The sequence below is a fragment of the Streptomyces abyssomicinicus genome, from assembly GCF_008974245.1.
In the GTDB taxonomy this organism is placed as follows: Bacteria; Actinomycetota; Actinomycetes; order Streptomycetales; family Streptomycetaceae; genus Streptomyces; species Streptomyces abyssomicinicus.
This window is the reverse complement of the sequence record NZ_BBZI01000008.1, coordinates 307,475-321,420: the sequence shown is the minus strand read 5'-3', so window position 1 is coordinate 321,420 and position 13,946 is coordinate 307,475. Positions and strand designations below refer to the sequence as shown.

Annotated in this window: 13 protein-coding genes; 3 read left to right on the top strand and 10 right to left on the bottom strand. The window is 74.9% G+C overall.

The annotated features are described in order from the left end of the window. Nucleotides 1–12: 12 nt before the first annotated feature. The 6 genes from GBN72_RS18385 to GBN72_RS18355 all read right to left on the bottom strand — a co-directional run bounded on the left by GBN72_RS18385 (nt 13) and on the right by GBN72_RS18355 (nt 6,018). Entirely contained in the window at nt 13–705 is a 693-nt protein-coding gene (locus tag GBN72_RS18385; RefSeq protein ID WP_151772941.1) for a TetR/AcrR family transcriptional regulator, read from the bottom strand. Nucleotides 706–791: 86 nt separating this feature from the next. Then, nucleotides 792–2,735 carry a hypothetical protein gene (locus GBN72_RS18380; RefSeq protein WP_439959779.1) on the bottom strand — a complete coding sequence of 648 codons (1,944 nt, stop codon included), beginning with the start codon at nt 2,733–2,735 and terminating at the stop codon, nt 792–794. 56 nt (nt 2,736–2,791) lie between these two features. Continuing rightward, entirely contained in the window at nt 2,792–3,292 is a 501-nt protein-coding gene (locus GBN72_RS18375; RefSeq protein ID WP_151772939.1) for a tetratricopeptide repeat protein, read from the bottom strand. Nucleotides 3,293–3,330: 38 nt separating this feature from the next. Beyond that, complete coding sequence (locus GBN72_RS18370) at nt 3,331–3,927, bottom strand: winged helix-turn-helix domain-containing protein (protein ID WP_151772938.1); 597 nt, start codon at nt 3,925–3,927, stop codon at nt 3,331–3,333. Between the two features lie 329 nt (nt 3,928–4,256). Next, nucleotides 4,257–5,285 (bottom strand): glutamine synthetase, encoded by a 1,029-nt coding sequence (gene glnII / locus GBN72_RS18360; protein WP_151772936.1) that lies wholly within the window; start codon nt 5,283–5,285, stop codon nt 4,257–4,259. A 361-nt stretch (nt 5,286–5,646) separates the two neighbouring features. Next, nucleotides 5,647–6,018 carry an arsenate reductase family protein gene (locus GBN72_RS18355; protein WP_151772935.1) on the bottom strand — a complete coding sequence of 124 codons (372 nt, stop codon included), beginning with the start codon at nt 6,016–6,018 and terminating at the stop codon, nt 5,647–5,649. A 185-nt stretch (nt 6,019–6,203) separates the two neighbouring features. Between GBN72_RS18355 and GBN72_RS18350 the strand changes: the two genes are divergently transcribed. After that, the gene (locus tag GBN72_RS18350; RefSeq protein ID WP_151772934.1) at nt 6,204–6,518 is read left to right on the top strand and encodes a hypothetical protein; all 315 of its coding nucleotides are present in this window, start codon (nt 6,204–6,206) and stop codon (nt 6,516–6,518) included. A 101-nt stretch (nt 6,519–6,619) separates the two neighbouring features. Here the strand turns inward: GBN72_RS18350 and GBN72_RS35895 are convergent, their stop codons facing one another. From GBN72_RS35895 to GBN72_RS18330, 4 genes are all read right to left on the bottom strand, one after another. After that, nucleotides 6,620–8,050, bottom strand: coding sequence for a hypothetical protein (locus GBN72_RS35895; protein WP_174887158.1), 1,431 nt, complete (start codon nt 8,048–8,050; stop codon nt 6,620–6,622). Between the two features lie 4 nt (nt 8,051–8,054). Further along, entirely contained in the window at nt 8,055–9,230 is a 1,176-nt protein-coding gene (locus tag GBN72_RS18340; protein WP_439959785.1) for a lactate 2-monooxygenase, read from the bottom strand. Nucleotides 9,231–9,255: 25 nt separating this feature from the next. After that, nucleotides 9,256–10,074, bottom strand: a complete 819-nt coding sequence (locus GBN72_RS18335) for an acyl-CoA thioesterase domain-containing protein (RefSeq protein WP_218042062.1) — start codon at nt 10,072–10,074, stop codon at nt 9,256–9,258. Between the two features lie 408 nt (nt 10,075–10,482). Further along, entirely contained in the window at nt 10,483–11,973 is a 1,491-nt protein-coding gene (locus tag GBN72_RS18330; RefSeq protein ID WP_151772932.1) for an NsdA family TPR-like regulatory protein, read from the bottom strand. A 346-nt stretch (nt 11,974–12,319) separates the two neighbouring features. Between GBN72_RS18330 and lipB the strand changes: the two genes are divergently transcribed. Continuing rightward, nucleotides 12,320–13,120 carry a lipoyl(octanoyl) transferase LipB gene (lipB, locus tag GBN72_RS18325; RefSeq protein ID WP_151772931.1) on the top strand — a complete coding sequence of 267 codons (801 nt, stop codon included), beginning with the start codon at nt 12,320–12,322 and terminating at the stop codon, nt 13,118–13,120. Between the two features lie 58 nt (nt 13,121–13,178). Continuing rightward, a complete protein-coding gene (locus GBN72_RS18320; RefSeq protein ID WP_151772930.1) occupies nt 13,179–13,850 on the top strand; it encodes a biliverdin-producing heme oxygenase in 672 nt (223 codons plus the stop codon). Nucleotides 13,851–13,946: the final 96 nt, after the last annotated feature.

Genomic DNA, 13,946 nt, shown 5'->3' with positions numbered 1-13,946 from the left:
GGGGCCGGGCCGTCAGGGGGCCAGTACGACGAGCCTGCCGATCAGCTCCATGAACGGGCCGTCCTCCGGCTCCTCGGCCAGCACCCGGCGCAGCAGGTCCGCCAGCGCGGGATCCGTGGTCGCGGCGACCGCGGCGAGAGCGGCGAAGTCGTGCACCAGCTGCACCTCCAGCTCCGCCCGGGGGATCCCCCGGCCCGCCAGCCACAGCAGCGCCGTCGACTCGGCGAGCGAGATCCAGGAACGCAGCAGCAGCTCCAGCCGGGGCGAGATGGGCGGCTCCATCCCGAGATGCTTCAGCATCTGCTCGAAGGCCACCTGCCGCACCCCGTCGACCAGCGCGTTGGTGGTCGACGACCCCACCGCCGGGCCGCCGCGCATCAACGCCGAGAAACCCGGGCCGTGCTCGTCGACGAAGTCGAAGAAACGGCGCATCACCCGCAGCAGCCGGGAACCCAGCGGGCCCTCCCGGGGCTCCGAGAACCGGCCGGCCAGATCCTGCGAGGCCAGCTTCAGCGCCGCCTCGTAGAGGCTCAGCTTGCCCGGGAAGTAGTGGTACACCAGGGGGCGCGAAATACCCGCGGCGGCGGCGATCTCGTCGATGGAGACCTCGTCGGGCGAGCGATGACTGAACAGTTCGAGTGCGACGTCGATCAACTGCTGCCGCCGCTCCTCGACCCCCATTCTGCGGCGTACCCCGGTAGTCATACGAACACCTTAGCGGCGGCGTGGAACGGGAGGCAGAAGAGCTGCCCCGGCCTCGGCCCGGGCCCGGCAGCAGCCCAGCCCCTGCCTCAGCCCAGCCCCGTGACCGTCCGGCCGTCGGAGAGCGTCGCCCTGAGGTCGGCCCGCGCCCCCTGCTCGGCGGGGGCGCTGAGGAACCGGCCCTCGGCCTCCGCACGCACCCCGCCGGACGCCGTGACCGACGCCGTCCGCGGACCGCCCGCCGCCAGCAGGTGCCAGGCCCCGCTGCCCGCCTTCCACAGCACGCCCGCCACCACCTGCGGGTCACGCGCCCCGCAGGCCGTCACGTCCGCGCCCTTGGCGGTCACCGCGGCCGCCTCCACGCCCGGCGGACGGAACTGGGCGAGCACCTGGGTGCCCTCGCCCCGCCACGTCTCGGAACGCGTGCACACCCACGCCGCCGACCCCGTGCCGTCCGGCAGCGGCTGCTCGGCGAACCGCCAGGCGTTCACCGACCGCACGCCCTGACCGCGCATCGTCGCCAGCGAGCAGGCCAGCGGACGCCACGCCTGCCGCGACCGCGGCCCGAAGTCGGCCGGGGCGGCGCCCGGCGCCCCCACCGTCAGGGCCGCCGGGGCCAGCTCCCCCAGGTCGGTCACCATCCGCCGCCCGCCCGGCCCGGTGAGCTCCAGTGCGTTCCACGTGTCGCACGCGCCGGGCTGCTGAAGCACCGGCCCGGCCAGCGGGGAGGTGACCCCGTCGGGGCCGATGTCCAGCAGCATCCGGCGGGTCCCGCCCGTGCCGCCCAGCAGGTTCCGGCCGGCCGCCTCCGTCACCCAGGGGGCCAGCAGGTAGCGGACGTTGCCGTCGGAGCGGCCCACCACCACCGCACTCGCCATGACGTCCTGCGCGCCGTCGACCCGCGCGAGGTCCAGGGCCGCGCCGGTGCCGCTGCCGGTGGCCGGCTCCGCGTACCGGACGATCCGCAGGCCGTCGTGGAGGAGCACCACCCGGGCGCCGTCGACCTCTCCCGCGTAGAGCAGCCGCGGTGGGCCCGCCGGGCCGCCGGAGGGTGTGCCGGTGGTCGCGGAGACCTGTACGGTGCGCCCCGGGCGGGCCCAGACCGCCAGCGCCCGGCGCAGCAGCCGCTCGTCGTCGGCCAGCGCGCCCCGGGCGGGCCAGACCGAGAAGTCCAGGCGGGCGGAGGTCTCCCAGGCGGTGGGGGCCGCCCGGGTCAGCTCGCCCGGGTCCAGGGCGGCCCGCGCGGCCGGATTGCTGGCGTACGGCGGGGCCGCGGGACCGTTCGGCCCCCAGCCCTTGCCCGGCGTCATCACCAGCGCCGCGCAGACCGCGGCCGCGGCCGCCGCCGCCAGCGCCGCCTTGGTGTGCTGGCGGCGGCGCATCAGGTCGGTCGGCCGGGCCTGGAGCGCGCACGGGTCGAACTCGGGGGAGTCCAGCAGCGCGTACTGGACCGGCACCTTGTCCGCCTCACGCATCGCCGTGTACGGGTTCTCCACGCCGGCCGACTCCAGGACCTCGCGGACCTCGTCGTCCGGCAGCCGCTCCAGCCCGCGCAGCACGTACGACGCCCGGCCGGCCGGCGAGAGCGCCGACAGCCGCTGCTCCAGTGCCAGTTCGCCCGCCCCGCCGGAGCGGGGGAACAGCCGCAGCCCCCACACCTGGGGGAGCAGCGGCGGCAGTTGCGCGGCGCGGGGCAGCAGCCGCCGCTTCGCGCCCGCCTCCATCGCGGCGCGCACGATCCGCATGCGGACCACCGTGTACCCCGGATCGCTCTCCTGGCCACGCGCCTGGGCGGGGATCACCGAGGACGGCGTCCTCCCCTTGGGCAGCGCGCGCTGGGTGACGGCGTGCGCGGTGAGCACCCGCCGGCCGCGGTCCAGGGTGGCCGGCAGCAGCAGGTACGCGAGCCGGACCAGCCGCGGATAGTGCTCGACGAGCGCGGCCTCGGCCTGCTCGACGTCGAGGCCCCCGCCGGGGCGGTGCGGGCGGGCCTTGCGGGCGGGCGGACGGGAGGCGACATGCTGTGGCTGCACGTTCAGCAGAACGAGCGAATCGAGCGATGGTCACCCGTTGGTGGGAGAGTTGCCCCTCACGAGTCGCGCAGCGAACGGGCGTAGTTGCCCATCGACCTTTGGTAGCGCGGGAGATGGGCGGCCAGCGCCTCCAGCACCAGGGAGAGCCCTTCGCGGTCCCGCCCCAGCGAGGACAGGCAGAGTGCCGTGGTCGCCCGCACGGCGTCGTCCAACTCGTCGGAGAGCGCGTGGAGTTCGGGTTCCAGCAGTTCCAGGCCGCGGTCCGCCCGGCCGATGTTGCGCAGCGAGCTGGCGAGCTGGATGCGGGCCCGGCGGCCCTTGTAGCCGTCGAGCCCGCCCTCCAGCGCCCGCTCGTAGAGCGGCACCGCGAGATCGGAACGCCCGGTCGAGTCCCAGGCACACGCTCGCTCGAACAGTGCGAACGGGTGATCGTCCGGGAGTTCGTCCGCGAGGGCGGCGATCCGCGCCCGGAACCGCTCGGCGCCCTCCTCGGTCTCCGGATGGTCGCCCAGCGTCGCCCACGCGGCCGTGACCCGGTCTTCCCAGTGCTGGTCCATGAGGGGCAGCCTGTCACGGGGCCCGGGCGCGGTCGACCTCAATTCACGGGCGGCGTGAACCGGTAGCCGACCCGGCGGACGGTCTGGATGGTCCGCCGGTAATCGCCGAGCTTGCGGCGCAGCCGGGCGACGTGGACGTCGACGGTGCGGCCGTCGCCGACGTGGCCGTAGCCCCAGACGGTGGCCACCAGCTGGTCGCGGGTGTGCACCCGGTGCGGGTGGGCGACGAGGTGGGCGAGCAGCTCGAACTCCAGGTAGGTGAGCTCCAGCGGTTCCCCGGCCACCTCGGCGGTCCGCCGCGTGGTGTCCACACGGATCAGCCCGTCGTCCCCGGCCTCCTCGCCGCTCGCGGCGCCGGGACCGGACGGCTGGAGGCGGGTGGTCGCCTCGCGCAGGAACGGCGGCTGCCGGTCGGCGGGCACCAGGACGAGGTAGCCCACCATCGGCGGCTGACCGGGCAGCGAGGGGACCGCCTGCGGAGGAGCGGGCAGCCAGGTGGCGCCCGGCGGCAGCAGCTGGTCGACGGGGGAGGGGGCCGTCTCGGGGGAGCCCACGGCCCTCAGCCGGCGGTGCCCGGCGGGCTCGTAGGGGCGCGGGGCGGGAACGTGCAGGTCGGAGGCGTGCGTGGTCGCCATGGCAATCAGCTTCTTTCGCGCGGAAGGACGTCGGACGGGACGTGGATCACGCGCGGCGGCAAGGCTGACGAGGCTCGGGAGCCTCGGAGGAAGCGGTACGTCAGCGGGCCGGCGCGCAGGTCGCGCGGCGACACACACGGTCGAAGTCGTGGTGCTGACGGGACGGCCAGAAGGGCTCGAGGTCGAAGCGACCTGCCATGCCACACCTCCGAATGCCGTTGATGGCTCCATTGAAGCAGAGAAGCGGCCAACGTGAAGGGGGCGTCCACCAGTTGGCGGGCGCCCCCTTCACGTCGGGCCGGCGGGGCGGGCAAGGGCCCGCGGCCGGGTCAGACCTGGCCGGCCTTCTCCAGCGCCTCGCAGCAGGTGTCCACGATCAGACGGGTCACCACGTACGGGTCGACGTTGGCGTTCGGGCGGCGGTCCTCGATGTAGCCCTTGCCGTCCTTCTCGACCTGCCACGGGATGCGGACCGAGGCGCCGCGGTTGGAGACGCCGTAGGAGTACTTGTCCCACGGGGCGGTCTCGTGGAGACCGGTCAGGCGGTCGTCGATGCCCGCGCCGTAGTTCTTGACGTGGTCGAGCGGCTTGGAGCCCTCACCGAGCGACTCGCAGGCGGTGATGATGGCGTCGTAGCCCTCGCGCATCGCCTTGGTGGAGAAGTTGGTGTGCGCGCCGGCGCCGTTCCAGTCGCCCTTGACCGGCTTGGGGTCGAGGGTGGCGGCCACGCCGAAGTCCTCGGCGGTGCGGTAGAGCAGCCAGCGGGCGATCCACAGCTGGTCCGAGACCTCGAGCGGGGAGAGCGGGCCGACCTGGAACTCCCACTGGCCCGGCATGACCTCGGCGTTGATGCCGGAGATGCCCAGGCCCGCCTTGAGGCAGTTCTCCAGGTGCGCCTCGACGATGTCCCGGCCGAAGATCTCGTCCGCGCCGACGCCGCAGTAGTAGCCGCCCTGCGGGGCCGGGAAGCCGCCGCGGGGGAAGCCCAGCGGGTAGTTGTCCTTGAAGAACGTGTACTCCTGCTCGATGCCGAAGATCGGCTCCTGGGCCCCGTACCGCCCGGCGACCTCGACCAGCGCGGCCCGCGTGTTGCTGGCGTGCGGGGTGAGGTCGATGTTCAGGACCTCGCAGAGGACCAGGATGTCGTCGCCGCCGCGGACCGGGTCCGGGCAGGAGAAGACCGGCTGCAGCACGCAGTCGGAGGCGTGGCCCTCGGCCTGGTTGGTGCTGGAGCCGTCGAAGCCCCAGATCGGCAGCTCGGCACCCTTGGCGTCGTCGGAGAGGATCTTGGTCTTGGAACGGAGCTTGGCCGTCGGCTCGGTGCCGTCGATCCAGATGTACTCAGCCTTGAAGGTCACGGGGCCACATCCTTCGGATGGTCTCGACCGTACGGGACGGTCGTCGCGGGGCGAGGCGCTGCGGCATCGGTGCGCCGGTATGTCCCGCAGACTGTCAAGGGGCGATTTCCCGACCGTTGCCCTCGTGTGAACCCCGTGTTACCGGCCCTCCGGGTCCTCCGTACGGGCGTGTGAGGCCACCCGGCCACTCCGCACGGGACGATGCGGAGAGCCGTCAGCCGGGACACCGCTGAAGGGCGGCGGGCTCGTATGCGATGGGCTTGACCGGCCCGGCGAGGGGTAGGGCCCGCGCGGGACAGGGGCGCACGCCGGGGCCCTCGGAGGCCCCGACCGCCGCCTCGACGTGCCCCGGGCGGGGGCGTCAGGACTTCCCGTCGCGCGCCAGCGCCTCGCGCACCGCCTCCTCGGACCGGCCGACCACGGCAGTGCCGTCGTCGGCGGTGATGATCGGGCGCTGGATCAGCTCGGGGTGGGCGGCCAGCGCGGCGATCCACCGGTCGCGGGAAGCGGCGTCCCTGGGCCACTCCTTCAGCCCCAGCTCCTTGGCGGCGGCCTCCTGGGTACGGGTGATCTCCCACGGCTCCAGGCCGAGCCGGTCCAGCACGGCCCGGATCTCGTCCTCCGACGGGACGTCCTCCAGGTAGCGGCGCACGGTGTAGTCCGCGCCCTCCGCGTCGAGCAGAGAGAGCGCGCCGCGGCACTTCGAACAGGCCGGGTTGATCCAGATCTCCATGGCGTCACGATACGCCGCCGACAGGGTTCGGAACTCGTTTCCCGCATCCGCCCCACAGGCCCCAACACCCTTGTTGGCCAGGGACTTTGTCAGTGCCAGACGGTAGAATGGGATGCATGTTCGAGGGAGTTCGGCGGGATGTCCGCCGGCCCGTCGGGCGACCCGACCGCGACAGGAGGATGCCTGTGCCCGCCGCCGCTTCCACCCGGCCCAAGGCCCGTTCCACCCAGTCCACCGCCAAGCGTCCCGTCCCGCTCGACCGTCCCTACGTTCCCGTCCAGAAGCGTCCGCTGCCCGCGGGCCGACCGCGTGAGTGGTACATCGACCACAACCGCCGCCTGAAGGCGATGCGGCTGGCGATCGCCCTCCTCGACCTGGGGTTCCACACCGCGCGCCAGGCCCCGGACGAGGTCGTCCACATGGCCGCGCAGCTGATCGGCGTCCACCCGCCGTCCCCGGCGACCTGCCGGATGGTCCGCGCCCTGCTCCAGACGCGCTGAGGTGCGGGCGCACTGAGGCGGGTGCACCGACGCGGAGGCACCGGTGCCCGCCGCACGCACGTCACGCCCCGGCCGCCGTCGCGGCCGGGGCGTGAGGCGTCTCAGCGCGGGGCGAGGACGGCGCCGGTGGCCCAGGTGAGGAAGCGCAGCCGGGAGCCGGGTATCCGGTCCCGGGCGCGTTCGAGCAGGGCCGTCACCTCCGGATCACCCTTGGGCGTGCCGTCGGGCCGCCAGAGGCACAGGGCCTGCGGTGCTCGTGCCGAGAGCTGCTCGTCGGGGTCGTCCAGCAGTTCCACCGCCGCCCGGAGCCCGGGCGGACCGCCGTGCGCGGTGAGCAGCCGGAAGGCGGCCCGCCGCTGGTGCGCGGGGCGGCCGGGGCCGAGCATCCGGACCAGCGGGGCCGGGTCCAGGCTCCCCGCGTCCGGCAGGAGGGCCGTCGTGGCCTCCCGTGCCACGCCGGCCGCCGGGTCCTCCAGCAGCGGCAGCAGTTCCGCCCGGTCGACGGAGTCCAGCACGCGCAGTCCGGCGACCGCCCGGGCCCGGACGGCGGCCGCCGGGTGGCGCAGCAGCGGGCGCAGCAGCCGGGCGTCCTCCCGTCCGCCGCACTCGGCGAGGCCCTGCACGGCGCCGGGCCGGAGCGCCGGGTCCGCGGGGTCCGCGCACAGCACCCGGTAACGGGGGAGCGGGTCGACGCCGTGTTCCCGCAGCACCCAGCGGGCGCAGGCGCGGACCACGGCGGAGCGGTCGCAGAGGTAGGCCTCGGCGAGGTCGGGGCGGCCCGCCCTGCGGAGCGCGGTGACCCCAGTGGACCGGGCACGGGAGTTGCGCGCGGACAGCAGCGGCTCCAGGGCGGCGGTGCGGGCCGGCTCGTCCTCGGGGAGGGCGGCGAGCGCCGCGTCCGCGAACAGGTCCTGGACGACCACGTCGGCGTCGCCGGCGGCCGCCCGGGCCAGCTCGACCGGCGTGAACCGGCCCTCGGACACGGCCAGTTCCACGGCGAACCGGCGCACCCGCGGGTTCCGGTGCCGCAGCAGCGGACCGAGCTCCCCGGTCGTCGCCGGCCGCAGCGTGTCGCGCACGAGGCCGACCGCGCACCCGCCCCTGGACCGGCGGCCCAGGCGCAGCGTCAGCGGCGCGAGCGCCACGGCCCTCCGGACGGTCAGCATGCGCCCCAGCAGGGTGCGGGCCCGCAGCCGGACCTGTCCCACCCAGTCGGAGCACCGGACGACCACCAGCGGCAGGGCCTCGGGGAACGCCTCGGCCTCCCGCAGCGCCCTCTCACGGATCCTGCCGTCCCCGTGGCACAGGGCCACGGCCAGCGACGACGCGGTGTACGGCCCGTCCCGCAGTTCCATACCGCGCAGAGCCCGCCACCGGGCGTGGCCGGGGTTCCACGAGGCGTCCCGGAAGGCCTCACGGACCCCGGCGTCCAGGGCGAGCCATGCCTCGGGGTCGGCGTCCGGGCCCACCACCCGCTCGAGGGGTTCGTGCACCGCGAGCCGCAGGGCGCCGCCGTAGTCCTCCCAGGTCACGGTCTCACCGCACCGGGCGCAGGTCGCCGCGGGTGAGGGCGGCGGTGGAGGCGTAGCCGTCGATGGCGAGGGTGAGGTCGAGTTCGGCGAGGAGGCAGCGGACGACGTGCTCGACGCCGGCCCGGCCGCCGACGGCGAGGCCGTAGGTGTACGGGCGGCCGATCGCCACCGCGCGGGCGCCGAGGGCCAGGGCCTTGATCACGTCGGGGCCGCCGCGGACGCCCGAGTCGAAGACGACCGGGACGTCGCCGGCCGCGTCGACCACCTCCGGCAGGCAGTCCAGGGCGGGGAGGCCGCCGTTGGCCTGGCGGCCGCCGTGGTTGGAGCAGTAGACGCCGTCGACGCCGCTGTCCACGGCGCGGCGGGTGTCCTCGGGGGAGCAGATGCCCTTGAGGAGCACCGGGAGGGAGGTGAGAGAACGCAGCCAGTCCAGGTCGTCCCAGGTCAGACGCTGGTTGCCGAAGATCATCGCCCAGTGTCCGGTGGCGGCCTCCGGGTCCTCCTCCGGCGGGGCGGCCAGCCGGGAGCGGAACACCGGGTCGCTGAAGTAGTTCGCCAGGCACTGGCCCTTGAGCTGGGGGAAGCTGGCGATGGACAGGTCGCGGGGACGCCAGCCCAGGGTGAGGGTGTCCAGGGTGACGACGATGGCCGAGTAGCCGGCCGCCTCCGCCCGGCGGACCAGACTCTCCGTCAGCTCGCGGTCGTTCGGCGGATACAGCTGGAACCAGCCCGGGGTGTCGCCGAGTTCGCGCGCCACGTCCTCCATCGGGTCCTGGGAGAGCGTGGAGGCGATCATCGGCACGCCGGTCGCGGCGGCCGCGCGGGCGGTGACCAGGTCGCCCCGGCCCTCCGCCAGGTCGCACAGGCCGACCACGCCGACCGGGGCGAACATCAGCGGCGTCGGCAGCCGGCGGCCGAACAGCTCGGTGGACAGGTCGCGTTCGGCGGCCCCGGCGAGCATGCGGGGCATCAGCCCCCACCGGTCGAAGGCCGACACGTTGGCGTCCTGGGTCCGCTCGTCGCCCGCCCCGCCCGCCACGTACGACCACAGCTCCGGAGGCATCAGCCGCTCCGCGCGGCGCTCGAGCTCGGCGTAGGACATGGGGAGGTCGGGCACCTTGCCGGTCAGACCGTCGAGGTAGACGCCGAGTTGCCAGTCACCGTGGTTGGGCACGGGGATCTCCTTGGACGACGAGGGTGGGACGTCAGCTCCGGCGGCTGTTGGCGAGAGCGGTGGTCATGGAGTAACCGATCGGGCCGGCCGTGTCGTACAGGGTGCAGTGGCCGACCGCGACGCCGTCCTCGCTGCTGTGCGCCGTGGCCTGGAACCCTATGGCGTCGCTGAGCGGGAGACGAGCCAGCGTCAGCGTGTAGTCGGCGTTGATGAACTCCAGGTCGTCGTCCGACCGGTGCGACATCGGGCTGGAGGTGTCGGCGGCCAGGGCCACCCGGACGAACGGGGAGAGCGCCTCGCCGGCGACCAGGTCGGCCTCGTCGCGCAGCCACGCCCGGCGGACGGCGACGTCGCGCCAGCTCGTCACGGGGCGGTTGCCGCCGTCGAACTGCCAGAAGTTCCACGGCATGCCGTGCCGCACGGGCGCGATCTCCTCGGGCGGCGGGGCGTCCCAGTCCGCGGTCGCCGGGACCTCGCCCGCGGGCTGCTCACCGCGGCGCAGCAGCACGGCGCTCGCGCGGGCGACGACGCCGTTCGCGCCGTGGACGACGGCGTCGGCCACGCGGATGCGGCGGCCGTCGCGGATCCGCTCGGTGGTCACGTGGACGGGGGCGAAGGGGCAGGTGCGGAACAGGTCGACGGTGAGGCGGGCGAAGTGCAGGCCCTCCGCGTGGTGCTCGCGCTCCAGGGCGCGGGCGAGGAGTCCGCCGAGGAGGCGGCCGTGCAGGGCGTCGGGGGACCACCAGCTCTTGGCGTGCGGCTCGGGGAGCAGCGTGTCCCCGTCCGCCGTGAAGAACGCCGCGGTGCTGTCCGTCCGGGCCATGCGTTGCCCCCGCCCTCTTGTGTTCATAGGCCAACCATCTGGTCGGGGCAGCGTAAGGCACGGGCGGGCACGGTCCGCCGCGAGGTCACGCGCGATGCCGCGATGCGGGGCGCGCGCCGGGCGCGCGGCGCGCGGAGGCGCGGGGGCCGGCCGGGCCTGCGCCGGGGGCGGCGCCCACGACGGGACCGGACGCACGGGCCACCGCGCGGGCGCCGCCCGCCGCACAACGGTGCACGGCGCCGCCCGCCGTCCCGCACGGCCGGGTTCGGTGCCGTCCGCCGTTCGGTGGGGCCGGTTCCGCGCCGCCGCCGTCCCGCGTGGCTGCGTTCGGCGCCGTCCGCCGTCCGCCGTCCGGGCCCCGCCGTCCGCCGTCCGGCGGGGCCCGGCTCCGCACCGTCCGCGCCGCCGCGCTCGGCGTGACGTGTGCCGCCGTGGTCAGAGCAGCGCGGCCACCCGGTCCCGGTAGGTGCGCACCGGCGCCGCGTCCTTGTACGGCTCGAGGCGCCGCTCGAAGTCGCGCACGTACTCCAGGGCCCGCAGCGAGCGCATCTCCGCCGCCTGCCCCGCCGCCTCCGCGCCCAGCTGGCACGCCTGGTCCAGTTCGCCCAGGCCCAGCCGGGCGGAGGCCAGCACCAGGCGGCAGAACAGCCGGCTGCGCGCGTACCCCGGGGACCGCAGCTGGAGGGACCGCTCCGCGTACTGCGCGGCCGCGCGGTACTGCTGGAGGTCGCGGTGGCAGTGGCCGAACTCGTCGGCCAGCTGGGCCTCGTCGAAGAACCGCGCCCACGGCGGCGCCTCGTCCCCCGGCCGCGCCGCCTCCAGTGCCCGCTCCGCCCGCACCAGCGCGGCCGTGCAGGCCCGCACCTCGCCCAGCACGCCGTGCGCCCGGGCCTCCACCGCGTGCAGCAGCGCCTGCACGGCCTGCGGCGCCGAGCCCCCGACACCCTGCTGCGCCACCCGCGCGAGCTGCACCGCCTCGCGCCCGTGGCCCAGGTACACGGCCTGCCGGCTCATCGAGACCAGCACGTACGCCCCGTACAGCCGGTCGCCCGCCGCCTGGCTGAGCCGCAGCGCCTGCACGAAGTACCGCTGGGCCAGCCCGTGCGCCCCGATGTCGTACGAGGTCCACCCGGCCAGCCGCGTCAGGTCGGCCACCGCGCCGAACAGCCGCCGCCCCAGCTTCTCCCCGTAGGCGCCCCGCAGCATCGGCTCCGCCTCGTGCTCCAGGTAGCGCACCAGCGCCTGCCGGGCGTGCCCGCCGCCGTAGGCGTGGTCCAGGGAGCGGAACAGCTCGCCCACCGACCGCAGCGCCGCGACGTCGCCGCCGGTGACCCGCTGGCCGGGGCTCCGCTCGGCCGCCCGTTCCGCGCCCCGCCCGCCCCGCTGGCGCGGCACCGCGGCGAGCGCCTGCGCGGGCTCGCGTCCTGGCCGCCCCTGCGCCGGCACCCGCACCCCGCCCGTGGGCGGCTCGCCCCGTCCCACCCGCTCGTCGGGGCGGCCGATCAGCCAGTCGCGGCTGGGCACCACCAGCCCGGCCGGGGTGAAGGCGATCTTGCGCAGCTCGGCATGGCTGCCGGAGTCCTTGCGCCACAGGCCGCTGACGATGTCCACGGCCTCCTCGGGGGAGGCCGCGAACTCCAGCCCCGCGTACACCGGGGCGCAGGCGTCCAGACCGAGGTCCTGGGCGGTCAGCCGACGCCCCAGGCGGCGGGTGAACACCTCGGCGATGAGGGCCGGCGTGGTCCCCCGGGGCTGCTGGCCGCGGAGCCAGCGGGTGACGGACGTTTTGTCGTACCGCAGGTCGAGTCCGTGCTCGAGTCCCAGCTGGTCCACGCGCCGGGCCAGTCCCGCGTTGGAGAATCCCGCCTCTGCGATGAGCGCGGCGAGCTGGCGGTTGGGAGTGCGCTGCGCGGGTCGTTCCGTCATCTGCGGTGGGGTCTCCTGCCTTCCGTGGCGAACCCCGAGGGCGCCCGGATTGCCTATGAGCAGCCGTTATGGCCAGTGAACGGCGTGAATGTAGCGGAGAGTAGGCAGCTCATCGCACACTTCACTTTTCGTTCATCCGAACGGGTGAGTTTCCTATCCGGAAGTGACGCTTCGGCGCCCCTCGTGCCGACTGCGCACATACCGGGCATTCCCGGCCCGTGGCCGGACGCGGCCCGGCCCGCGGCCCCCGTCCGGCAGGACGCCCGCCGACCCGTCCGGCCGGACCGCTTACAGTGGCCGGGGGCCGTCCGCCGCGGCCCCGTCCGGAGTACACCTGGAGGTTTCCGTGGGTGAGGTGCGGTTCGTACGCATGGGGTTCGGCGTGGAGGCCGTCGAGTACCTCCAGGCGTGGGAGGAACAGCGCCGGGTGCACGCGGCCCGGTTCGCCGACGAGATCCCGGACACCGTGCTGCTCCTGGAGCACCCCCCGGTCTACACGGCCGGCCGGCGCACCGCGGACAGCGAGCGCCCGCTGGACGGCACCCCGGTCGTCGATGTCGACCGCGGCGGCAAGATCACCTGGCACGGCCCGGGCCAGCTCGTCGGCTACCCCATCCAGAAGCTCCCGCGCCCGGTCGACGTGGTGGCCCACGTCCGGCGCCTGGAGGAGGCCATGATCCGCACCTGCGCGGAGTTCGGGCTGGAGACCACCCGGATCGAGGGGCGCAGCGGCGTCTGGGTGCTGGGCGACCCGGTGGAGCAGCGGCCGTCCCTGGGTGGTCTCTCGCTCGACCTGGACCCGCGGATGACGGACGAGGAGTTCGACCCGCGGCTCAACGGTCCGGAGTACGCGCCGTCCAACGCCGGCCAGCGCCGGGAGGACCGCAAGCTCGCCCAGATCGGTGTCCGCGTCTCCAAGGGCGTCACCATGCACGGGTTCGCGATGAACATCGACCCGGACACCACCTGGTTCGACCGGATCATCCCCTGCGGCATCCGCGACGCCGGCGTCACCTCGCTCGCCGCGGAGCTGGGCCGCGACATCACCATCGCCGACGTGCTCCCGGTGATCGAGAAGCACCTGCGCGAGGTGCTGGAGGGCGCCGAGCCGCGCCCCCGCGAGACGGAGACGGCCGCCGCGGTCTGACCCCGCACGCCGCGGTGCCGTCCTGCACGCCGCGGTCCGATCCCGCACACTGGGGATCATGGACACGACCACCGACCGGCCGTTCTCGGAACTCCTGCGCACCGCCACCCGCGCGCAGCACACGGAGGCGGAGAACAGCGGCTTCCTGACATCGATGCTGGGCGGTGGTCTCGGCGTCGAGGCCTACGCCCGCTACACCGAGCAGCTCTGGTTCGTGTACACGGCGCTGGAGGAGCCGGCCCACGCGCTGCGGGACGATCCGGTCGCCGGGCCGTTCGTCCGCCCCGAGCTGATGCGCCTGCCGGCCCTGGAGCGCGACCTGGCCCGGCTGCGCGGCCCCGGCTGGCGGGCGGGCCTGACGCCGCTGCCCGCCGCCGAGGAGTACGCCGCCCGTGTCACCGCGTGCGCGCGGGAGTGGCCGGCCGGCTACGTCGCCCACCACTACACCCGCTACCTCGGCGACCTCTCCGGCGGCCAGGTCATCCGCGGCGCCGCCGAGAAGAACTGGGGCTTCGCACCCAAGGGCGACGGCGTCCGCTTCTACGTCTTCGACGCGATACCGAACCCCGCGGCCTTCAAGCGCGACTACCGCGCCCGGCTCGACGCCGTCCCCGTGGACGGCCCCGGAAGGCGGCGGGTGGTGGAGGAGTGCCGCCGCGCCTTCGCGTGCAACACCGCCCTCCTGCGGGGGCTGGAGAGGGAATTCGCGGCCACCGCCCGAACCTTGTAGGAGGGCGGGGTGAGTGAGAGCCACCCCACGTCCGAAACCCCGGCCTCGGGACGGACAGCGAATTCAGGCGGCGTACGCTGGTTACGCCTACGAACC